Annotated in this window: 19 protein-coding genes; 8 read left to right on the top strand and 11 right to left on the bottom strand. The window is 72.8% G+C overall.

The genetic code is table 11. The annotated features are described in order from the left end of the window. The coding region (locus tag ACFQ3T_RS21195; RefSeq protein ID WP_380725060.1) for a Sir2 family NAD-dependent protein deacetylase at positions 1 to 419 on the bottom strand (419 nt) is incomplete at its 3' end. A gap of 51 nt (positions 420 to 470) precedes the next feature. Between ACFQ3T_RS21195 and ACFQ3T_RS21190 the strand changes: the two genes are divergently transcribed. Further along, positions 471 to 911, top strand: coding sequence for a hypothetical protein (locus tag ACFQ3T_RS21190; protein WP_380725059.1), 441 nt, complete (start codon positions 471 to 473; stop codon positions 909 to 911). Then, a complete protein-coding gene (locus tag ACFQ3T_RS21185; RefSeq protein ID WP_380725058.1) occupies positions 908 to 2,425 on the top strand; it encodes a flagellar basal body protein FliL in 1,518 nt (505 codons plus the stop codon). The genes ACFQ3T_RS21190 and ACFQ3T_RS21185 overlap by 4 nt, the downstream gene beginning before the upstream one ends. A gap of 37 nt (positions 2,426 to 2,462) precedes the next feature. Here the strand turns inward: ACFQ3T_RS21185 and ACFQ3T_RS21180 are convergent, their stop codons facing one another. From ACFQ3T_RS21180 to ACFQ3T_RS21170, 3 genes are read right to left on the bottom strand one after another with little or no spacing between them, the layout of a single operon-like run. Beyond that, positions 2,463 to 3,110: a hypothetical protein gene (locus ACFQ3T_RS21180; protein ID WP_380725057.1), complete on the bottom strand. Its 648-nt coding sequence runs from the start codon at positions 3,108 to 3,110 to the stop codon at positions 2,463 to 2,465. Continuing rightward, positions 3,107 to 3,238, bottom strand: a complete 132-nt coding sequence (locus ACFQ3T_RS21175) for a hypothetical protein (protein WP_380725056.1) — start codon at positions 3,236 to 3,238, stop codon at positions 3,107 to 3,109. The genes ACFQ3T_RS21180 and ACFQ3T_RS21175 overlap by 4 nt, the downstream gene beginning before the upstream one ends. Beyond that, a complete protein-coding gene (locus ACFQ3T_RS21170; protein WP_380725055.1) occupies positions 3,235 to 3,978 on the bottom strand; it encodes an ABC transporter ATP-binding protein in 744 nt (247 codons plus the stop codon). The genes ACFQ3T_RS21175 and ACFQ3T_RS21170 overlap by 4 nt, the downstream gene beginning before the upstream one ends. A 178-nt stretch (positions 3,979 to 4,156) precedes the next feature. Here ACFQ3T_RS21170 and ACFQ3T_RS21165 point away from each other — a divergent pair, with 178 nt between their 5' ends. Continuing rightward, positions 4,157 to 6,997 carry an aconitate hydratase gene (locus tag ACFQ3T_RS21165; protein ID WP_380725054.1) on the top strand — a complete coding sequence of 947 codons (2,841 nt, stop codon included), beginning with the start codon at positions 4,157 to 4,159 and terminating at the stop codon, positions 6,995 to 6,997. Positions 6,998 to 7,052: 55 nt separating this feature from the next. On the opposite strand, the gene ACFQ3T_RS21160 is transcribed toward ACFQ3T_RS21165, so the two are convergent. After that, positions 7,053 to 7,577, bottom strand: coding sequence for an O-acetyl-ADP-ribose deacetylase (locus ACFQ3T_RS21160; protein WP_380725053.1), 525 nt, complete (start codon positions 7,575 to 7,577; stop codon positions 7,053 to 7,055). Positions 7,578 to 7,947: 370 nt separating this feature from the next. On the opposite strand from ACFQ3T_RS21160, the gene ACFQ3T_RS21155 reads away from it, so the two are divergent. Beyond that, a complete protein-coding gene (locus tag ACFQ3T_RS21155) occupies positions 7,948 to 9,615 on the top strand; it encodes a vWA domain-containing protein (protein WP_380725052.1) in 1,668 nt (555 codons plus the stop codon). A 53-nt stretch (positions 9,616 to 9,668) separates the two neighbouring features. Here ACFQ3T_RS21155 and ACFQ3T_RS21150 read toward each other — a convergent pair whose 3' ends face one another. Next, entirely contained in the window at positions 9,669 to 10,271 is a 603-nt protein-coding gene (locus tag ACFQ3T_RS21150) for a TetR/AcrR family transcriptional regulator (RefSeq protein ID WP_380725051.1), read from the bottom strand. A gap of 101 nt (positions 10,272 to 10,372) precedes the next feature. On the opposite strand from ACFQ3T_RS21150, the gene ACFQ3T_RS21145 reads away from it, so the two are divergent. Genes ACFQ3T_RS21145 through ACFQ3T_RS21130 form a run of 4 tightly spaced genes read left to right on the top strand, consistent with a single transcriptional unit; the run spans position 10,373 to position 15,452 of the window. Next, positions 10,373 to 12,424, top strand: coding sequence for an MMPL family transporter (locus tag ACFQ3T_RS21145; RefSeq protein WP_380725050.1), 2,052 nt, complete (start codon positions 10,373 to 10,375; stop codon positions 12,422 to 12,424). A 12-nt stretch (positions 12,425 to 12,436) separates the two neighbouring features. Continuing rightward, positions 12,437 to 13,549, top strand: a complete 1,113-nt coding sequence (locus ACFQ3T_RS21140; protein WP_380725049.1) for a hypothetical protein — start codon at positions 12,437 to 12,439, stop codon at positions 13,547 to 13,549. Positions 13,550 to 13,572: 23 nt separating this feature from the next. Next, entirely contained in the window at positions 13,573 to 14,388 is an 816-nt protein-coding gene (locus ACFQ3T_RS21135) for a hypothetical protein (protein WP_380725048.1), read from the top strand. Further along, positions 14,385 to 15,452 (top strand): DUF4037 domain-containing protein, encoded by a 1,068-nt coding sequence (locus ACFQ3T_RS21130; RefSeq protein ID WP_380725047.1) that lies wholly within the window; start codon positions 14,385 to 14,387, stop codon positions 15,450 to 15,452. Before ACFQ3T_RS21135 ends, ACFQ3T_RS21130 begins: the two co-directional genes overlap by 4 nt. A gap of 6 nt (positions 15,453 to 15,458) precedes the next feature. Here ACFQ3T_RS21130 and egtD read toward each other — a convergent pair whose 3' ends face one another. The 5 genes from egtD to ACFQ3T_RS21105 all read right to left on the bottom strand — a co-directional run. Then, positions 15,459 to 16,433, bottom strand: coding sequence for an L-histidine N(alpha)-methyltransferase (gene egtD / locus ACFQ3T_RS21125; RefSeq protein ID WP_380725046.1), 975 nt, complete (start codon positions 16,431 to 16,433; stop codon positions 15,459 to 15,461). Then, positions 16,430 to 17,179: an ergothioneine biosynthesis protein EgtC gene (gene egtC / locus ACFQ3T_RS21120; protein WP_380725045.1), complete on the bottom strand. Its 750-nt coding sequence runs from the start codon at positions 17,177 to 17,179 to the stop codon at positions 16,430 to 16,432. The genes egtD and egtC overlap by 4 nt, the downstream gene beginning before the upstream one ends. Before the next feature lie 2 nt (positions 17,180 to 17,181). Further along, the gene (gene egtB, locus ACFQ3T_RS21115) at positions 17,182 to 18,510 is read right to left on the bottom strand and encodes an ergothioneine biosynthesis protein EgtB (RefSeq protein WP_380725044.1); all 1,329 of its coding nucleotides are present in this window, start codon (positions 18,508 to 18,510) and stop codon (positions 17,182 to 17,184) included. Continuing rightward, positions 18,507 to 19,700 (bottom strand): glutamate-cysteine ligase family protein, encoded by a 1,194-nt coding sequence (locus tag ACFQ3T_RS21110; protein ID WP_380725043.1) that lies wholly within the window; start codon positions 19,698 to 19,700, stop codon positions 18,507 to 18,509. Before ACFQ3T_RS21110 ends, egtB begins: the two co-directional genes overlap by 4 nt. A gap of 276 nt (positions 19,701 to 19,976) precedes the next feature. Next, on the bottom strand, positions 19,977 to 21,569 hold a 1,593-nt coding region (locus ACFQ3T_RS21105; RefSeq protein WP_380725042.1), incomplete at its 5' end, for a PQQ-dependent sugar dehydrogenase.

Genomic DNA, 21,569 nt, shown 5'->3' with positions numbered 1-21,569 from the left:
AGGACGCCGCCGCACGCCGCGCAGTCCGGCGGCACGCCGTCCGCGCGCATCCGCGCCAACGCGTCGCGCATCGCGCTCGCCGCGCCGCACGACACGCACGAGACCCGCGCCATCGACCCGTGCAGCTCCACGACCGTCGAGCCGGCCCGCTGGTGCAGCCCGTCGACGTTCTGCGTCAGCAGCGACCGCACCCGGCCGGCCCGCTCCAACGACGCCAGCGCGTGGTGGGCCGCGTTGGGCTCGGCCGTCCACATCGGATCGTCCAGCCAGGACTCCCACGCCGCCCACCGGACCGCCGCCGACGCCAGGAACGCCGCCGCGTCGAACCGGAACCGCAGCACGCCCGACTCCACCGACACCCCGGCGCCGGTGAGCACGGTGATCCGCCGTGCGACGGCCATCACCTCCCGTGCGCTCATGCGCCCACCGTGCCACACGCCTGCGAGCATGTCGGAATGCGCGGAAGACAGGTGGGCGCGGTCCTCGGAGTTATCGGTTTGGTCACGGCGGTGGTGGGCACGTTCCTGCCCTGGCTGCGTTCCGGGACGGTCACGAGGACCAGTTACGAGGTACTCGCTCTGCGTGGTTTCGCCGGGTTGGACGGCGTGTCGGGCGAGGTCGTGCGCGGCGTCTGGGTGGGGCTGACCCCGCTCGCGGTGTGCTGCGTGATCCTGTGGTCCACACGACTTCAGCGGTTCGCCTCATGGCTCGCCCTGCTCTTTGGCACGATTGGGGGAACGGTGGCGGCACTTGCCGCCGTCCAAGGGGGCAGCGAGGGGGCATTGGTCGGGATCAGCCTGACCGGACCGGTCGTGACCCTCGGTGGTGCTGTGCTGGCGATCGCAGGGGCGATCACCGTGCTCACCGCGACCACCCGCACAGCGAGCAGCAGTCCAGGAGGAGCACCGTGAGCTACCCAGGTGGCGGCGGAGGCGAATGGCCACCGCAGAACAACCCGTACGGCCAGCCGCAGCAGGGGGGCTACCCGCAGCAGGGTGGGCACCCCCAGCAGGGCGGCGGCTACCCGCAGCAGGGTGGCTACCCGCAGACCGGCCCCCAGCCGCAGCAGGGTTACCCGCAGACCGGTCCGCAGGGCTTCGCGCAGCCCCAGCAGCCGGGTTACCAGCAGCCGGGTCACCAGCAGGACTTCGGCCAGCAGCCCTACGGGCAGCAGCCCTACGGCTTCGCCGGCGGCGAGCCGCCGAAGAAGAAGCGCACCGGCCTCGTGATCACGGCGATCGTGGCCGTCCTGGCGCTGGCCGCGGGCACGGTGGCCACGGTGTGGGCGCTGCGCAGCTCCGACGACGTGGCCGCGGGCTCCGAGAGCCCGTCCACGGCGGCGAACAACCTGCTCAGCGCGCTGGGCAGCGGTGACGTCCTCGGCATCATGAACGGCCTGGCGCCCGCCGAGGCCAAGCTCAGCAAGGACTACACCGAGGCCACGGTCGACGAGGCCAAGCGGCTGGAGATCCTGAAGAAGGACGCCGACCCGAACAAGCTCAGCGGCGTCCAGATCAAGAGCGAGGGCATCAAGTTCGACGACGCCGCCGCGGAGAAGGTCAACGACCACCTGACGATCAACAAGGTGGTCGAGGGCAAGATCACGATCACCTCGGACGTCAAGCAGATCCCGTTGACGGACAAGCTCGTCGACGCGCTGGGCGCGGAGCTGGACAAGGCCTCGCCCCAGACGGAGACGCTGGACTTCGCCAAGGAGAAGGCCGACCGCGACGGCAAGCCGATCGGCATCGCCACCATCAAGGTCGGCGACGAGTGGTACCCGAGCCTCTTCTACACCATCGCGAACGCCGCGCTGGAGGAAGAAGACCTCAAGTGGCCCGCCAAGGGCATCGCGCCGGCCGGCGCGGGCTCGGCGAACGACGCCGCGAAGTCGATGGTCGAGAAGGCCCTCGACGGTGACATCGAGGGCGTCATCGCCCTCCTGCCGCCGGACGAGATGGGCGTCCTGCAGGACGTCGGCCCGGTGCTCCTGGAGCAGGCCGGCCGCACGCCCGCGACGGGCGCGAAGCTGATCGAGCTCGAGACCGACGCCAAGGACGTCACCGGCGGCAAGCTGGTCACGATCCGCAAGCTCGTGATCGAGGCCGAGGGCGAGACGGTCGAGGTCAGCCGCGACGGCGACTGCTACACCGCCAAGGCGCAGGGCCAGACCCAGCGGCTCTGCGCGGACGAGATCGCGCAGCTGGTCGAGCAGCAGGGCGGCAGCGACATCCCGCCGGCCGCGGTCGACGTCATCTCGCGGATCGGCGCGCAGGTGCTGAAGGACGGCCTGGGCGTCGTCGCCACCGAGGTGGACGGCAAGTGGTACGTCAGCCCCTTCCGCACGTACAGCGAGCTGGCCCTGACGCTGATGCGCGGTCTGGAGCCGAAGGACATCGACGAGCTGATCAAGGCCATCAAGTAGGCCCCGAGGCTCACCCGGTCGGCCCCCGTCGCGAGCACTACCCGCGGCGGGGGCCGACCACTGTCCCGAGCCAGGTCGCGCCGACCACGAGCAGGGCCGCCAGGGCGCCGGAGAGCGCGAGCGCGACCGTCACGCCGTCCTGGTGGGACAGCGACCACAGCACGTTGCCCACGGGCGGCGTGCGGCCGAACAGGAGCACCAGGACGACGAGCGCGGCGGACGCCAGCAGGGACCAGCCGACCTGGTCGACCAGCGGGCGGCAGCACAGCACCCCGACGCCCACGCCGACGAGCGCGCACACCGCCAGCGCCGCGAAGCCCTGCGCGACCGTGCCGAGGGGGTACGGGCGGGACTGCGTCACGACGGGCGCCAGGGCGGCGACCAGGGCGACCCCCAGCGCCCCGAGCACGGACAGCGCCGTCACGGCCGCCTGGGCGCGGGCCCAGCCGCCCGCCGTGACGACGGTGACGGCCCGGCGCACCGGGTCCTCGGCGGTCGCGACCACCACCGTCAGCCACACCGACACCGGGTAGACGAGCACGCACGTCCCCGCGTACGCGGGCAGCGGCGGCCCGGCGTCGGAGGAGTAGAGCAGGCCGAGCACGGCCACGTGCAGGAGCAGCGGCGGCAGCCACCGCTGGGTCCGCAGCACGTCCGCGAGCAGGTACCGCACCAGCGCCGTCACGGGAACGCCCTCCGCCGCACGTCCGGGCAGCACCGGACCCCCGAAGCCCGCACCACGCCCACCACCGAACCCGCGGCGCCCACGACCGAGCCCGCGACGTCCACCACCGCACCCGCGACCGCGCTCACGACCGCACGCTCCGCACCGAGCAGCCCAGGCGCAGCGCCTCGGCCAGCACGCCGTCGCTGAACCCGGCCTCCACCTCGACCCGCGCGCCGGCGCCGACCGCCTGGGCCTCGTAGACCCCTTCCAACGCGCTGATCAGCGTGAACGCCTCCCCCACCCGGTCCAGTTCGATCACCACGCCGCTCGACCGGACGGCGCCGAGCACCACCTCGCGGGCACCCGCGACGTCGTGCCCGTGGTGGTCGGTCAGCACGACCGCGGCCTCCGACTCCGCCACCAGCCCCCGCAGCACCCCGCCCGCGGCGGCGTCCAGCCCGGACCACGGCTCGTCGAGCACGAGCAGGTCGGTCGCGTGCAGCGCCTGGGCCAGCGCCACCTTCTGCGCGTTGCCCTTGGACAGGGTGGCCATCGGCGCGGACGGGTCGCCGACGAACCCCAGCGCCTCCACCAGGTCCCAGCGCGCCGGCACGCCGCGCACGGCGGCCAGGTGGCGCAGGTAGTCGCGGGCGGACAGCCGCACCCCGGTCGGGAACCGCTCCGGCGCGAACCCCACCGACGCGCCGCGGCTCACCCGTCCGGTGGAGGGCGCCAGCACGCCCGCCGCGATCCGCAGCAGGGTCGACTTGCCCGAGCCGTTGCCGCCGCGCAGCACGACCACCTCACCGGGTTCCACGGCCAGCGTGACGTCGCGCAGCACCCAGGGCCCGCGCCCGTACCGCTTGCCGATTCGATCAAGACGCACCACGGGTGTGATGATGCCCCGGTCAAGGTAGGGCCGGGTTGAAGCCGAATACAGGACGCGCGTACTGTTTGGGGTAGGAGAGCGCCGCGCCGGCCGGTGCGGAAGACTCAGCAGAAGTTCCCCAACCGACTTCGCGCGTCACCAGATGGAGTTTCACGTGACTGCACCAGGGAGTTCCGTGCCAGCCGGCACTGGAGGCACCAGTAAAGACAGCTTCGGCGCCCGCGGCACGCTCACCGTCGGGGACGCCTCGTACGAGGTGTTCCGGCTGAGCGCGGTCGACGGCGCCGAGCGCCTGCCGTACAGCTTGAAGATCCTGTTGGAGAACCTGCTGCGGACCGAGGACGGCGCGAACATCACCGCCGACCACGTGCGCGCGCTGGGGAGCTGGGACCCGTCGGCCGAGCCGAACACGGAGATCCAGTTCACGCCGGCCCGCGTGGTGATGCAGGACTTCACCGGCGTGCCGTGCGTGGTCGACCTGGCCACCATGCGCGAAGCGGTCACGCAGCTCGGCGGCGACCCGACCAAGGTCAACCCGCTGGCTCCCGCCGAGCTGGTCATCGACCACTCGGTGATCGCCGACATCTTCGGCCGGCCGGACGCGTTCGAGCTGAACGTCGACCTGGAGTACGAGCGCAACAAGGAGCGCTACCAGTTCCTGCGCTGGGGCCAGACCGCGTTCGACGAGTTCAAGGTCGTCCCGCCGGGCACCGGCATCGTGCACCAGGTCAACATCGAGCACCTGGCGCGCGTGGTCATGACCCGCAACGGCCAGGCGTACCCGGACACGCTGGTCGGCACCGACAGCCACACGACGATGGTCAACGGCATCGGCGTGCTCGGCTGGGGCGTCGGCGGCATCGAGGCCGAGGCCGCCATGCTCGGCCAGCCGGTCTCCATGCTGATCCCGCGCGTGGTGGGCTTCAAGCTGCACGGCGAGCTGCCCCCCGGCGCGACCGCCACCGACCTGGTGCTGACGATCACCGAGATGCTGCGCAAGCACGGCGTGGTCGGCAAGTTCGTCGAGTTCTACGGTTCGGGCGTCGGCGCGGTGCCGCTGGCCAACCGCGCCACCATCGGCAACATGAGCCCCGAGTTCGGCTCCACCTGCGCGATCTTCCCGATCGACGGCGAGACCATCGACTACCTGAAGCTGACCGGCCGCACGGCCGACCAGCTGGCGCTGGTCGAGGCCTACGCCAAGGAGCAGGGCCTCTGGCACGACGCCGACCGCGAGCCGGTGTACTCCGAGACGCTGGAGCTGGACCTGTCGACGGTCGTGCCGTCGATCGCCGGCCCGAAGCGCCCGCAGGACCGCATCGAGCTGACCAACGCCAAGGAGGCGTTCCGGCAGGCGCTGGGCGCCTACGTCGCGCACACCGACGGCGTGGAGAACTCGCCGGTCGACGAGGCGTCCGAGGAGTCGTTCCCGGCCAGCGACCCGATCGCGGTGTCCGACGGCGACGCGGGCGGCAAGCCGCACGTGTTCCAGTCCGCCGCCGAGGGCGCGGAGGGCCGTCCGTCCAACCCGGTCAAGGTCTCGCTGGACGGCGCGGAGTTCGAGCTCGACCACGGCGCGGTCGCGATCGCCGCGATCACGTCGTGCACCAACACGTCCAACCCGACGGTGATGATCGGCGCGGCGCTGCTGGCGAAGAAGGCCGTGGAGAAGGGCCTGGAGCGCAAGCCGTGGGTGAAGACCACCCTCGCGCCGGGCTCCAAGGTCGTCATGGACTACTACGAGCGCGCCGGCCTCATGCCGTACCTGGAGAAGCTGGGCTTCCACCTGGTCGGCTACGGCTGCACCACGTGCATCGGCAACTCGGGCCCGCTGCAGGACGAGATCTCGGCGGGCATCAACCAGGGCGACCTGGCCGCGGTGTCCGTGCTGTCCGGCAACCGGAACTTCGAGGGCCGGATCAACCCGGACATCAAGATGAACTACCTCGCGTCCCCGCCGCTCGTGGTGGCGTACGCGCTGGCCGGTTCGATGGACAAGGACATCACCACCGAGCCGCTGGGCGTCGACCAGGACGGCAAGCCGGTGTACCTGGCGGACATCTGGCCGTCGCCGCAGGAGATCTCCGAGGTCGTCGCGTCGTCGATCTCCCCGGAGGGCTTCGCCAAGGGCTACGCCGACGTGTTCGCGGGCGACCAGCGCTGGCAGTCGCTGCCCACGCCGACCGGCAAGACGTTCGAGTGGGACCCGCAGTCCACCTACGTCCGCAAGCCCCCGTACTTCGAGGGCATGCGGATGGAGCCGTCCCCGGTGACGGAGATCAGCGGCGCGCGCGTGCTGGCGCTGCTGGGCGACTCGGTCACCACCGACCACATCTCGCCGGCCGGTTCGATCAAGGCCGACTCGCCCGCGGGCAGGTACCTGACCGAGCACGGCGTCGACCGCAAGGACTTCAACTCGTACGGCTCGCGCCGCGGCAACCACGAGGTGATGATCCGCGGCACGTTCGCCAACATCCGGCTGCGCAACCTGCTGCTCGCCGACGAGGACAACGGCCAGGGCGTCCAGGGCGGGTTCACCCGCAACTTCCTGGAGGAGGGCGCGCCGCAGACGACCATCTACGACGCGTCGGTGGCCTACGCCGAGGCGGGCGTGCCGCTGGTCGTGCTGGCGGGCAAGGAGTACGGCTCCGGCTCGTCCCGCGACTGGGCCGCGAAGGGCACCTCGCTGCTCGGCGTGCGCGCCGTCATCGCGGAGTCGTTCGAGCGCATCCACCGGTCGAACCTGATCGGCATGGGCGTCCTGCCGCTGCAGTTCCCCGAGGGATCGTCGGCGGCGTCGCTCGGCCTCGACGGCACGGAGACGTTCGACTTCACCGGCATCACCGCGCTGAACGACGGCGAGACGCCGCGCACGGTGCACGTGGTGGCGACGAAGCAGGACGGCTCGAAGGTGGAGTTCGACGCGGTCGTCCGCATCGACACCCCCGGTGAGGCGGACTACTACCGCAACGGCGGCATCATGCAGTACGTGCTGCGGAAGATGGTCCGCGGCTAGCCGTCCGCGTGACGACGAGGGGCCGTCCACCTCCGGGTGGGCGGCCCCTTCGCCGTCACGGGACCACCTCGGACGCCACGACGTCGAACACGTCGTAGGTGGCGCGGTCGAAGAGGACGAACCGCACGGTGGCGATCTCCGGGAGGTCGGTCGCCGCGACGGTGGTGAGCGCGACGCGCGCGGCCGACTCGACCGGCCACCGGTAGATGCCCGTGGAGATCGCGGGGAAGGCGACGGTGCGGGCGCCGAGGTCCGCGGCGACGCGCAGCGAGTTGCGGTGGCAGTCCGCGAGCAGCGCCGAGCGGTCCTCGGCGGCCGACCACACCGGGCCGACGGTGTGCACGACCCACGTCGCGGGCAACCGGCCCGCGGTCGTCGCCACGGCCTGGCCGGTGCCGAGGCCGCGCCCGTAGTGCCCGGCGCGGAGCTTGCGGCACGCGGCGAGGACGTCCGGACCGCCCTTGCGGTGGATGGCGCCGTCCACACCGCCCCCGCCGAGCAGGGACGAGTTCGCGGCGTTCACGACGACGTCGACGTGCTGCTCGGTGATGTCGCCCAGGACGAGTTCGATCCGCGCCATGGGGGACGAGTATTCCAGCCACTCCGCTCGGTCACCGAAAGCCACTCCGGCGCCGCGTTGTCGTCACAATTCATCTATTCGTTGTAACGGAATCCAGATCGAAAACGACCGGTCGAATTCCCTACGCCATCCGGGTGACCATATTGGCATTTGCCGCAGAGCGTTCTAATCTCACTCTGCCGACGCAATCCGACTCGCTCGGAACGGTCATCTGGTCGGATCTACGCTGGTCCGCACCTGTTCGGGGAGTGACAGGCCGGTCCCGCCGGAATACTTCGACGTGATTCCAGGGTGGAATCCACGTGTCGTCGGCACGCACGAGGAGGTGCGATACCGAATGCCACAGAACACTCGAAGACGCGCTTGCGGCGTGACCGCGATCCTGGTGGCCGCACTCGCCGCCCCACTCGCCACGACCAGCGTGGCGGCGGCGGCGGGCGGAACGGTCACCGGGGGCAAGACCCTCGGCGCGACGGACATCGCGTGCGGCGGCTCGGTGCCCGTCACCGTGACGCTCGACGCCGAGACGGGCATCTCCGGCAACCCGGTGGACATCGAGCTGGTGCTCGACCGGTCCGGCAGCATGCAGTCCGCCGTCGGCGACCTGAAGACGGCCGCGAAGGCGTTCGTCGACATCATCGACGAGGCCACGGACGGCTCGCTGGACGGCGTGATCGCCAACGGCAGCCGGATCGGCGTGGTCAGCTTCGCCGACGGCGCCACGGTCGACGCGCCGCTCTCGTCGGACGCGAACGCCGCCAAGGCCGCCATCGACGCGCTCGGCGCGTCCGGCGGCACGAACCACTCCGAGGCCATCTCCACCGGCCAGGCGCAGCTCGCCGGGTCCCTGCCCGGCAACTCCAAGACGATGGTCGTCATGACCGACGGCGTGACGACCGTGGGCAGCGACGCGAGCGACGACGCGGCGGCGGCCCGGGCGGCCGGCACCGTGATCTTCGGCATCGGCCTCGGCGCCGTCGACTCCACCGAGATCAAGGACTGGACGACGGACCCCGACGCCACGCACTACTACGAGGCACCGACCCCGGCGCAGCTGCAGGAGGTCTTCGCGGCGATCGGCGCGGCCATCGTGGTGCCCGCGGCGACGAACGTGACCGTGGTCGACACGGTGGCGCCGCAGTTCTCCGTCAGCGGCGCGGCGGTCTCCAAGGGCGCGGTCGCCCAGGCGGGCAACCAGCTCACCTGGACCGTCGACAAGCTCGGCACGGAGACGGTGACCCTGACGTTCACCGCCACGCACCTCCCGGCCGCCGGCGGCGGTGCGCTGGCGGTCAACCCGACCGTGGCGTACACCGACGCCGAGGGCCACGTCGTGACGTTCGCCAACCCGACGGTGAACGTGCGCGGCTGCGCGGCGGCCATCGACGTGGAGCCCGAGCACGAGGTGAACGAGCTGGGCACGCCCGGCCAGACGCACACCGTGACCGCCACCGTCACCGACGACTTCGGCGACCCGGTGCCGAACGTCCCGGTCGGCTTCGAGATCCTGGCGGGCCCGAACGCCCCCGGCGCCGGTGGCGCGAACACCTCCGGCGCGGGCACGGCCGACTTCACGTACCCGGCTGCCCAAGGCCTCGGCGGCCTGGGAACGGACTCGATCCGCGGCTGCTTCACCCACGCGGCCGGCCACTCGCTGTGCGACGACGTGCTGAAGGACTGGGTGGACACCACTCCCCCGGCCGTGACGTGCTCGCCCACGAACAACCCGGCGGGCGGCACCGTGCCCCCGGCCGGCAACGAGGACGGGTTCTTCGTCCTGACGGCGACGGACGCCGTCGACCCGAACCCGCAGCTGTTCGTCTCGGACTCGGCGAGCCCGGCGGTGTTCGGCGGGTTCCCGTCCGGCACCAAGATCAAGCTGGTGCAGGCGCCGGGCGCGACGCCGAACCAGAAGGCCGGTGTCGGTGACATCGACTGGCGCATCACCCTCAACGGCGACGCGCTCGTCCACGCCGTCGACGCGTCGGGCAACCAGTCCGCTCCCGTGAGCTGCCTGGTCCCGCCGGCGCCGAAGTAGCACCCGCGACACGTCGAGGGGCGTCCCGATCGGGGCGCCCCTCACGCTCGCGCTCAGCCCAGGATCGGGCCGAGGTAGCCGCGCAGCACCTTCTTCAGCTCCTCGGCCAACGCCGGCCGCTCGTCCTCGTCGGCCGACACGATCATCGGGATCAGCCCGCCGAACAGCCTCATGGTGACCTGGGCGGCCCTGGCCCGGTCGGCGGCGGGCAGGTCGGACCGGCGGGCGGCGAACACGGCGTCGATCCGGCCGAACACGGCGGCGTGCACGGCCCGCGTCGGCGCGGCGAGGCGTTCCGGCATGTCCGCGCGGCCGAACAACGCCTTGAAGCCGGGGTTGGCCACGTTGACCGCGATCATCGACCCGGCCATCCGGTCGATCAGCTCGTCCAGCGGCAGGTGGGCCAGCTCCGGCGTCAGCGCCCCGTGCGCGGTGCGGAGCTGCTCCAGGTACCGGTCCGCCAACGCCTGCGCGATGGCCTCCTTGTTGCCGTAGAACTGGTACAGCGTGCCCGGCGACACCCCCGCCCGCGCGGCGATGGCGTTGGTCGTCGCGGCCTCGTAGCCGACCTCGGCGAAGACCGCCGCCGCCGCGTCCTGGAGTTCGGCCATCCGCCGCTCGCCCCGCGCCTGCCGGCGCACCACCTTCGGCTCCACCGCACCACCTTCTCACCCGTTGACAAATACGAGTGATCACTCGTATTTTCAAAACACGAGCACTCGCTCGCATTCTACTCCACCGATCCGAGGAGAACCCCGTGCACCTGCTGGGGCGTTTCGCCGTGCGCCGGCGGCGCTTGGTCCTGGTCGCCGCCGCGATCGTCGCGGTGGCGGCGGCCGTCGTGGGCAGCGGCACGCTGTCGGCGCTCTCGCTGTCCCGCTTCGAGGCGCCCGGCACGGAGTCGCTGCGCGCGGCCGAGGTGCTGGCCGAGGACTTCGACACCGGCAACCCCAACCTGACGTTGCTCGTCACCGCGCGGGGCGGCGACGTGGACGACCCGGCGACGGCCGCGAGGGGCCGCGCGCTGGCCGCGGAACTCGCGCCCGACGTGCGCCAGGTCGAGTCCTACTGGGACCGTCGCAGCCCCGCCCTCCGGTCCGAGGACGGCGGTCAGGCGTTGGTCCTGGCGTGGGTTCCCGGCTCGGCCACCGAGGCGCGCGCCGCCATCGCCGGGCTGTCCGAGCGGTTCACGCGCGCGGACGACGTGATCACCGTCGGCGTCGGCGGGCAGGACGAGGTGTTCCGCCAGGTCGGCGCCCAGGCCGCGCGGGACTTCGTGCGCGCCGAGCTCATCGTCGTGCCGGTGGTGCTGCTCCTGCTGATCCTGTTGTACCGCCGGGTTTCCCTGGCGTTGACGACGCTCGGCGTCGGCCTGTTCGCGATGGTCGGCACGCTGGCCGCGCTGCGCGGCCTCACCCGACTGACCGAGGTCTCCACGTTCGCCGCGAACATCACGCTGGTCATGGGCCTGGCGCTGGGCGTGGACTACTGCCTGTTCGTCATCGCCCGCTACCGCGAGGAGCTCGCGGGCGGCGCGACCGTGCCCGAAGCGGTCGAACGGGCGGTCACGACGGCCGGGCGCACGGTCCTGTTCAGCGGCCTCACCGTGGCCGCGTCCCTGGCGATGCTGCTGCTGTTCCCCTTCCCGTTCCTGCGTTCCTTCGCCTACGCGGGCGTGCTGGTGGTCGGCTTCGCCGTGGTCGGCGCGCTCACCGTCCTGCCCGCCGCCCTCGCGTCCCTGAAGCCGCACCCGGCCGTCGAACGCTCCACCGGTTTCTGGGCGCGGACCGCGAACGCGGTGATGAACCGGCCGCTCCTGGTCGGCGGCGCGGTGCTGGCGTTGCTGCTCCTGCTCGCCGCGCCGGTGCTGGGACTGCGGTTCGGCCTGCCCGACGACCGCATCCTCCCCGCCGACGCGTCCAGCCGGGTGGTGCAGGACCAGATCCGCGCCGGGTTCGGCCAGGAGCAGACCGACGCCATCCGGGTCGTCGCCGAGGGCGGCCGGGACGACGGCTACACCGCGCGGCTCGCGGACGTCCCCGGCATCGTGCAGGTGGACGTGGCCAGCAACGACCACGGCACGGTGTGGACGGCGATCCCGTCCCAGGAGGCTCTCGCGGGCGACGTGCCGGCGTTGGTGGCGACGGTCCGCGCGCTCCAGCCGGACTACCTGGTCGGCGGCTACCCGGCCGAACTGGCCGACTTCCGCGACGCCCTCGCCGACCGCGTGCCGCTCGTCGTGGCCCTGGTCCTGGCCGTCACGTTCGTCCTGCTGTTCCTGATGACCGGCAGCATCCTGTTGCCGCTCAAGGCGACCGCGCTGAACCTGCTCAGCCTCGCGGTGATGTTCGGCGTGGTCGTGTGGGGCTTCCAGGAGGGGAACCTGTCGCACGTGCTGGACTTCACGCCGACCGGCGCGCTGGAGCCGAGCATCCCGATCCTGATGTTCTGCATCGCCTACGGCCTGTCCATGGACTACGAGGTGTTCATGGTGTCGCGCATAGCCGAGGAGTACGCGCGCACCGGTGACGAGCGGGCCGCCGTGGCCACCGGCATCCAGCGCAGCGCGCCGCTCATCACCGCCGCGGCGGCGATCCTGGCCCTGTCGTTCGCCGCCTACGCCTCGGGCAGCGTGATGTACCTGCAGATGTTGGGCGCGGGCATGGCGGTGGCGATCATCGTGGACGCGACGTTCGTGCGGGCGGTGCTGGTGCCCGCGTTGATGCGGCTCGCCGGTCCGGCCAACTGGTGGGCGCCGGGATGGCTGCGTCGCGCGCACACGTGGTTCGGCCTCTCCGAGAGCCGCTGAGGTAGCGCGCCCATGTGGGTTCTCAGCTCGCCGGTCGTGTGGGCGTTACCTGTGGTAGTCGGGCTCGTCCTCGCGCTGTGGGAGGACGGACCGCCGGTCGAGACCGGACTGTCGCTGGTGATCGCGGGACTGGTGCTGAAGGCGCGCGAGGCGCACGCAGCGAAGCCCGGCACGTGGTTCCCGTTGCTGGTGACGGGATCGACGACGTTCGCACTGGCGTTGACGAGCGGATCGGTCGGCTGGTGGGTGCTCCGGATCGACCCGTCGCTGTTCGAGCTCGGCCGGTTCCTGCTCGGACTGGCGGTCGCCGTCGGCCTGGGCGTCTGGGCGTGGCGGGCGCGCAGCGCCACGGTCGCCGCCACGGCGGCGGGATACCTGGCGGCGCTGTGGCACTTCCGCCCGGTTCCGGAGGGCGCGTCCACCGGCGTGCTCTCCTACGCGCCGCCTCCGGGACCGGCGTTCCAGCTCCACGTCCCGCCGTACCCGGAACTGGTCGTGGTGGCGGGGGCCGTGTTCGCCTACGCCCGGACGGACCGCGTGCGGCCCTGGCACGTCCTGGCCATCGCCGGGTTGCTCGGCTCGTTGGCGCACGGGGGCGCGGTGGCGCTGCTCGTCGTGGCCGTGGTGGCAGCCACCCACGACCTGAACGCCCGCCGTCCCGGCGCCTGGTACCCGCTGCTGGTGGTCGGCGTCGGGTTGGTGGTGTGGCCGGTCGTGGACCGGTTGCTCCCGGAGCCGGTGTCCGATCCGGGGATCGCGAACGCGCCCGGCGGGCGGAACACGACCGGGGCGCTCCACGCGGTGAGCACCGCCGCGGACTCGGTGCGGGACTACGACGAGCTGTTCCTCGCGGTCGTGGTCGCGGTCGGGCTCGCCGTGTGGGCGTGGCGGCGCAAGAGCCCGATCGTGCTCCTCACCGCCGCCGGCTACTTCGGAGCGGCCTACGTGGCCACCGACCGCGAGGCGTGGATCGCTCCGCTGGTCGTGACGCTGTCGGAGCCGCCGACGCAGTTCGTGGTCCTGGCGGGTGCGGCCGTCGCGTTCGCCACGTGCACGGCCGCGGCCACGGCGACCTCCACGTCCACGTCCCGGACGGTCGGCGAGGCGTTCCCGCCGGGTCGCTAGGGTGGCCCGCCGGGGGTGGGTTCGTGGTCGAGGCGATCAGGTTGTCGGCCGGGACGGTGGTCGCGATCGGCCTGCTGTTCTGGGCGTGGCGGGTGCGCGGCGTCCTCCTCGGCGGCTCGGCGCTCGCCTACCTGGCCGCGCTCTGGTACCTCCACGAACCCGTTCCCCCGGCGCCTGGCGTGGAACTCCTGTCCGAGGAGCAGTGGACGGCCCTCATCCAGAGCGGCACGCCGCTGCCCGCACCCGGTCAGCCGGAGTTCGCGCTCGCCGCCGGCGCAGTCGTCGCCCACGCGCACGCCCACCACGTGCGGCCCTGGCACGTCCTGGCGGTGGTCGGCTTCGCCGGCGCGCTGTGGGAACCGATGGCGGTGGTGCTGTGCCTGGCGGCGCTGGTGCTCGCCGGTTACGACCTGCACGCCCGCCGTCCCGGTGCCTGGTACCCGTTGCTGCTCGTCGGCGTCGGGCTGTGGTCGGTCGACGCCTTCGACGGCTGGTGGCTCGCGCTCGACCCGCCGGAGAGCGGCTTCACGTACAGCACGGCGTTCGAGTCCGCCCTCGCGATCTCCTACGATCACGTGGACTACGACGAGGTGGCGTTCGCGGTGCTGGTGGCGGCGGGTCTCGCCGTGTGGGCGTGGCGGCGCCGCAACGCCGTCGTGCTCCTCACGGCCGCCGCCTACCTCGCCGGCTCGTGGGCCGTCGAGACGCGGTCGGCGCCGTGGTTCCCCGAGATCCCCACCGGGTCGCTGGTCCTGGCGGGCGCGGCCGTCGCCTCCGCCACGACCGCGCGCGGCCCACTCGTCGTGTACGGCGACACCCGCGGAACGGAGGACCCGTGACCGGCGAACGGTTCGTGCCCGGCCTCGTCCTGTCCGAGCGCTTCTACCGGGAGGCGGTCGAACCGCTGGTCAGGCGGCACTTCGGCGAGGTGCCGCACAGCGCCGCCCGGATCGGCCCCGGCTCCGAGGTGCTGGGCTTCGACACCGAGCGGTCCGCCGACCACGAGTGGGGTCCACGCCTCCAGCTGTTCCTGGACCCGGACGACACCCGCGCCGACGACATCCGCACCGCGCTCGCCGAGCACCTGCCCAAGGCGTTCCTCGGCTACCCCACGCACTTCGCCGGCGGCGACGGCGACCGCGCCAGCGCGCGGATGACCCCGACCGACGGGCCGGTGGACCACCGCGTGGACGTCACGGACGCGGGCACGTGGTTCGACCGGGAACTGGGCTTCGACCCGCGGGCCGGGGTCACCGTGCATGACTGGCTGGCCGCGCCCACCCAGCGGCTGGCGGAGACGACGGCGGGCGCGGTGTTCCACGACGGGCTGGGCGTGCTGACCGCCGCACGCGAGGCGCTGAGCTGGTACCCCGACGACGTGTGGCGGCACGTCCTGGCGTGCCAGTGGTGGCGGATCTCGCAGGAGGAGGCGTTCGTCGGCCGCTGCGGCGAGGTCGGCGACGAGCTGGGGTCGGCCGTCGTCGCGGCCCGCCTGACCCGCGACCTGATGCGGCTGCGCCTGCTCGTCGACCGCCGCTACCCGCCGTACGGCAAGTGGCTCGGCTCGGCGTTCGCCCGGTACACCGACCTGGCGCCCGTGCTGCGGGCGGCGCTCGCGGCCACCGACTGGCACGAGCGCGAGGCGCGCCTGGCCACGGCGTACGAGCACTTGGCGGCCCGGTGCAACGAGCTGGGCCTGGCCGAACCGGTGGACCCGACCACCCGGCCGTACCACTCCCGGCCGTTCCGGGTGCTGCGCGCCGAACGGTTCACCGCCGCCCTGCGTGCCGCGATCACGGACCCGGAGGTGGCCGCGCTGCCGCTCGTCGGTGCTGTCGACCAGTACGTCGACAGCACCGACGTGCTCTCGCACCCGACCAGGATCAGAGCCCTCGGGCTCTAGCCGGGGTCAGCCGACGGCGCGCGCCAGGCTCAGCGCGAACCGGCCCGCCGGGTCGGTCCACCAGTGGCGCAGCTCGAAGCCCGCCGCGCCCAGCTCGCGGGCCACGCCCTCGCGCCGGAACTTCGCCGACACCTCGGTCCGCAGCTCCTCGCCCTCCGCGAACTCGACGTCCAGGCCCAACGCGGACACGTGCGCCTTCACCGGCCGCACCGCCCGCAACCGCATCTCGATCCACTCCTCCTCGGCGTTCCACAGCGCGACGTGCGCGAAGTCCTCCGGGTCGAAGTCGGCGTCCAGCTCCCGGTTGAGCACCCGCAGCACGTTCCGGTTGAACTCGGCCGTGACGCCCTGCGCGTCGTCGTACGCGCGGACCAGCACGTCCGGGTCCTTCACCAGGTCCGTGCCGAGCAGCAGCCACTCCCCCGCGTCCAGCACCTCGCGCACCGACGCGAAGAACTTGTCCCGCTCCTCGGGGATGAGGTTGCCGATCGTGCCGCCCAGGAACGCCACCAGCCGCGGCGACGCGCCCGGCAGCAGCCCGAGGTGCTCGGTGAAGTCGCCGACCACGCCGTGCACCCGCAGACCCGGGTAGTCGGCCAGGATCGCCTTCGCCGCCTCGGTCAACGCCGACGGCGAGACGTCCAGCGGCACGAACTCCTCCAACGTGCCGTGCTCGCGCAGCGCCGTGAGCAGGAGCCGGGTCTTCTCCGACGAGCCGGAACCCAGCTCCACCAAGGCGTGCGCGTCGGTCAGCGCGGCGATCTCCGCGGCCCGCGCCACCAGGATCTCCCGCTCGGCGCGGGTCGGGTAGTACTCGGGCAGCCGGGTGATCTCCTCGAACAGGTCGCTGCCGACCGCGTCGTAGAACCACTTCGGCGACACCCACTTCGACCGCGCGGTCAGCCCCGCCCTCGCCTCGGCGCGCAACGCGACCGCCGCGTCCTCGGGGGTCAGGTGCACGTCCAGCACAGGCTCGGTCATCCTCGTCCAATCGGTTGAACGTCCACAGTGGACACATCTGCCGTGACGACGTGCCCGTCGGGCACCTCCCGCCAGCGCGGGTCGTCGTCCAGCGGCTCGGAGGCCAACGTCACCGCGCCGTCGCCCGCGCGCACCCACAGCGAGTGGGTCCACGTCGTGCCGACGAGCACGGTTCCGTCGGTGAGCAACAGGTTCAGCCGCGAACCCGGTGCGGTGGCGGCCACCTCGGACACCACCGACGCGAGCGCGGTGGCCGGCGCCGCACCCGCCGCGAGCCGCGACCGCACCAGCGCCCACAGCAGCGCCGCGTCGGTCGGTGCGTCCAGCGTCAGCAACGCGGCCACCGGCAACGTCTTGGCCACGTCCACCACCGACTCCGGCCAGTCGGCGACGCGGCCGTTGTGGCTGAACAGCCACCGCCCGTCGGTGAACGGCGCGCAGGCGGTGTCCGCCACCGGCATGCCCACCGTCGCCGACCGGACCGCGGCCAGCACCGCGCCGGACACCGTCACGCGGCACAGCGCGAGCAGGTTCTCGTCCGACCAGATGGTGCCCGCCCGGCGGTAGCGCACCGCCGGGCCGCCCGGCGCGGGGTACCAGCCCACGCCGTAGCCGTCCACGTTGACCGTGCCGCCGCCGCGCATGTCCTTCGGCGCGTACGACTGCCGCACCAGCGAGTGCGGCGGGTCGAGCACCAGCGCGGCGACGGGCACGGCGGGGCCCAGGTAAGCCAGGTGCCGGCACACCGTCAGGTCAGCTCGTCCCGGCTCGCGTCCCGCGCGCAGCGGAACCCGGCGAAGATCTGCCGCCGGATCGGGTAGTCCCAGTTGCGGAACGTGGCCCGCACCGCGGACTGGTCGCTGCCGAACGACCCGCCGCGCAGCACCTTGTAGTCCGGGCCGAAGAAGACCTGCGAGTACTCCGCGTACGGGAACACCTCGAACCCGGTGTAGCCGTGGAAGTCCGAGCTGGTCCACTCCCACACGTCGCCGATCAGCTGGTGCACCCCGAGGGCCGACGCGCCCGCCGGGTACGCGCCGACCGGCGCGGGCGACAGGTGCCGCTGGTCGAGGTTCGCGTGCTCCGCCGTGGGCTCCTCGTCGCCCCACGGGTAGCGGCGGGACCGGCCGGTCGCCGGGTCGAACCGCGCCGCCTTCTCCCACTCGACCTCGGTGGGCAGCCGCTTGCCCGCCCACTTCGCGTACGCCTCGGCCTCGAAGTAGCAGACGTGCACCACCGGCTGGTCCGGGTCGACCGGCTCCGTGCGACCGAACGCGGTGCGGTACCACCGGTCTCCGACGCGCTCCCAGAACCGCGGCGCGACGAGCGACGCCTTGCGCACGTGCGCCCAGCCGGCCTCGCTCCACCAGCGCGGGTCCGTGTAGCCGCCGTCGGCGATGAACTCCGCGTACGCGCCGTTCGTCACCGGCGTGGTGTCGATGAAGTACGGCTCGGTGACGACCTGGTGCGCGGGCCGCTCGTTGTCCAGCGCCCACGCCTCGGTGGACGTGCCCATGGTGAACGGGCCGCCGGGCACCAGCACCTCGGCCGGGCCGACCGGTCCGCCGCGCGGCGGGGGTGGCGCGTCCAGCACCGGGTCGCCGACGCGGAGCTGGTGCGTGGCCAGCATGGTCTCGTCGTGCTGCTGCTCGTGCTGCACGATCATGCCGAACGCGAACCCGCCGTCGACCAGCCGGTGGCCTTCCAGCGGGGTCTTCTCCAGCACGTCGAACACCTTGTCCCGCACCTCGCCGACGTACCTGCGGGCCTCGGCCGGGCCGAGCAGCGGCAGCTCGGGGCGGACCGAGCGGGAGTGCTTGAACGCGTCGTACAGCTCGTCGATGTCGGCGCGGACCGGCTCGCGGCCGCCCACGTCGCGGACGAGCCACAGCTCTTCCTGGTTGCCGATGTGCGCGAGGTCCCACACCAGCGGTGACATCAGCTTGGAGTGCTGGCGGACGAGGTCGTGGTCGTCCACCGCGTCCGTGAGCAGCCTGCTGCGGTCGCGGGCGCGGGCGAGCTGGGCGGCGACCCGGTCGCGCAGGGCTTCGACGTGGGACTGGTCGGTGCTGGTCATGAACGGCCCCCTCCGGTCTTCTCAGCGAGCGTGCGGTGCAGTTCTTCGGAGATCGCGTCGATCTGGCCGACCGACAGGTCGGTGTCCGGCAGCGCGGCGCAGCCCAGCTCGACCACGTCGCGCGCCGCGCGGGCGAGCACCGGGTCGTCGAGGCCGTAGCGCGCGGCGGAGAGCCAGCGGTTCGCGGCCGTCTCGGTGGCCGCGAGCACCGCGTCCACCGTGTCGGGCCGGCCGAACAGCGCGGCCATCAGCACCACCGGCGGCAGCCACCGGCCGTGCGGCGGTGTGTCGAGGTAGCGCACCTCGACGTACCCGCGCGGGCGCACGGGCGGGAACTGCAGCGTCATGTGGTAGTCGAGGTCGTCGCTGGTGGCGGGCCGGTCCAGGCCGCCCGCGACCCAGTCGGCGAACGTGAGCCGGTGCGGCGGCAGCCAGTTCGACCCCGGCCGGCGCACCGCGATGACCGGGGCGTCGAGCACGCGCCTAGCCCACGCGGCGGCCGGGTCGGCGCACACCGCCGCCGGACGGGTGCGCACCGGGTCGGTGGCGTAGAGGGACCGCATCCGGGCGCTGGCCCAGTCGGTGCGCCGGCCGTTGACGCCGGGCGAGTTGGCGAACAGGGCGTTGAGCACGGGGCCGAGCGCGTGCACCGCCGCCCAGCGCTTGGGCAGGTCGTGGGCGAGGCCGAAGTCGAGGCAGACCTGGAGGCCCGCGGTGCTGCACATCATCGTGATGCCCTCCGGCCCGAGCGGGGCGAAGGCGTGTTCCATGGCCGCGTAGCGGGGGACCTGGAGCATCCGGCGGGGCGGCCGGAACGGGTCGGCGCCGTGCTGGCCGAGCCGTAACCGAGCCGGTTCGAGCAGGCCCCGGAGGTGGTCGATGTCGGCCGCGACGGTCTTGATCAGCTCGGTCAGGGATTCCCGCGGCGGGGTGGAGATCTCGACCTGGCCACCCGGTTCCACGGTCAGCGGCGTGCCGGACGGCAGTGGGCGCTGCGGGCTGTCGGGGACGAGGGTCGGCGGTGCGTGCTTGCCGAGCGCGGACGCGAGGGTCCGCGCGTCGAGCGGTCTTGACGGATCTTCGACGTGGTGGACGGTCCATTCGAGTTCGACTCCGAGCAGTCTCGGAGGTCCGTGCTTGAAGCAGACCGAGGCGACGTAGGCCTCGGCCTCCGCTCGATCCCGGAACACCGCCGGGGTCGGCCCCGGAGCCGGGGTATTACGGACAGCAGTCACTTGGCGCACTCCCCGTGATCATTCAGGCTCGTTCGACGCTACACGGGGGCACCGACACTCGCAGCTACCCGAAACCCTTGCGGATCAACGACATGTCGTCGGTCCGCACCAGCGGCGCCCGCCGGACGGACGAGGCCGACCGGAGGCCTTCCCTCCTCCGGTCGCACCCCACCAGGTCCGGGTGGACGTTCCGGGCGCGCCCGCGTGAACACCGCGCGACGCCCGCGTGACTCACGGGTGCACGACGTCGACGTGCAGCACGCGGTCGTTGCCCGGGGTGCCGTCCCGGTCCGACGACGACGTCAGCCACAGGTCGCCCTCGGGGTCCACCTCGACCGTCCGCAACCGCCCGTAGGCGCCTTGGAAGTAGACCTCCTGCTCCACCAGGTTCGACGCGCCGTCGATGCGCAGCCGGTAGAGCCGCTGGCCCGCGGTGGTCGCCACGAACACGTGGTCGTCCACGATCGCCAGCCCGCTGGGCGAGGCGGCCGACGGGCGCCACGTGACCTTCGGCGGCACGGTGCCGTCGCACGACCCGGCCCGCCCCTCGCAGCCGGGCCAGCCGTGGTTGCCGCCGCGCTCGACCAGGTTCACCTCGTCGTACTTCTTGTTGCCGAACTCGGTCGCCCACAGCCTGCCCCGCGAGTCGAAGGCCAGCCCTTGGACGTTGCGGTGCCCGTAGCTCCAGATCGCCTTGCCGGGGAACGGGTTGTCCGCCGGGATCGAGCCGTCGGGGTGGATGCGCAGGATCTTCCCGGCGGTGCTGTCGAGGTCCAGCGCGGCCGCGCCGTTCTGCGCGTCACCGGTCGCGACGAACAGGTGCCGGCCGTCGGGGCTGAACCGCAGCCGCCCGCCGTTGCGGTACCGGTTCTTGGGGATGCCGGAGAGGATCGTGGTCCACTCGGAGAGCACGTCGCCGACCAGCCTGGCCCGCACGACCTGGTTGCCGCCGGCGGCCGTGTGGTGGACGAACACGTGCCCGTCCGCGGCGAACGTCGGCGAGACCACGACGCCGAGCACCCCGCCCTCGCCGCCGGTGTTCTGCGCGCCCGGCACCCGGCCGAGGTCGACGCGCGTGCCGCTCGGCGTGAGCCGGTAGAGCCGGAACTCCTCGCGCTCCGACACCAGGGCCGAGCCGTCCGGCAGGAACGCCACTCCCCACGGCACGTCCGTGCCGGCGAGGATGGTCGTCACCTCGCCGGGCTCCGGCACGCCGGGCGCCGCCCTGCCGCCGGGCGTGGCGGTGATCTCGCCGCCGAACGGCGAGAGGTTGCCCGCCGCGTCCCGCGCCCGCACGGTGAACCGGTACGCCCTGCCCGCGGTGAGGCCGCCGATGGTGGTGGACGTGCCGTCGGCCGTTCCCGCCGGCGCGCCGTCGCGGTGGACGTCGTACGCGGTCACGCCGACGTTGTCGGCGGCCGCGTCCCAGGCCAGGGACACGCTGGTGGGCGTGCGGCCGGTGGCGCGGAGGTTGGCGGGCGCGGTGGGCGCCCGCGCGTCCGGCGGCGCGGCGTCGGTGCGCACGACGACGTTGCCGCTCACCGGCGACACGTTGGGCGTGGCGTCGCGGGCGAGGACCGTCCAGTCGTACTCGGTGTCGGGCGTGAGGCCGGTGACGGTGGCGGTCAACGTCGTGCCGGGCACGCTCGTCATGAGCTGGCCGTGCTGGTAGACGTCGTAGCCGACCACGCCGACGTTGTCGGCGGCCGCGTCCCAGGCGAGCGAGACGGTGGTGGTGGACTTGCCGGTGGCGCGCAGGCCGCGCGGCGCGGTGGGCGCCTCCCGGTCGACGGGCGCGCTCGCCTCGGCCGACCGGCCGGCGGC

Source organism: Saccharothrix hoggarensis (assembly GCF_042678885.1).
In the GTDB taxonomy this organism is placed as follows: domain Bacteria; phylum Actinomycetota; class Actinomycetes; order Mycobacteriales; family Pseudonocardiaceae; genus Actinosynnema; species Actinosynnema hoggarensis.
The sequence above is the reverse complement of the archived record's forward strand: the minus strand, read 5'-3'. Positions and strand labels throughout refer to the sequence as shown.

Bases quoted from the DNA above. Each gene is read 5' to 3' on its own strand.
- egtB (WP_380725044.1), bottom strand. From the start codon at position 18,510: ATGACCAGCACCGACCAGTCCCACGTCGAAGCCCTGCGCGACCGGGTC.
- ACFQ3T_RS21140 (WP_380725049.1), top strand. From the start codon at position 12,437: ATGTGGGTTCTCAGCTCGCCGGTCGTGTGGGCGTTACCTGTGGTAGTC.
- egtD (WP_380725046.1), bottom strand. From the start codon at position 16,433: ATGACCGAGCCTGTGCTGGACGTGCACCTGACCCCCGAGGACGCGGCG.
- ACFQ3T_RS21160 (WP_380725053.1), bottom strand. From the start codon at position 7,577: ATGGCGCGGATCGAACTCGTCCTGGGCGACATCACCGAGCAGCACGTC.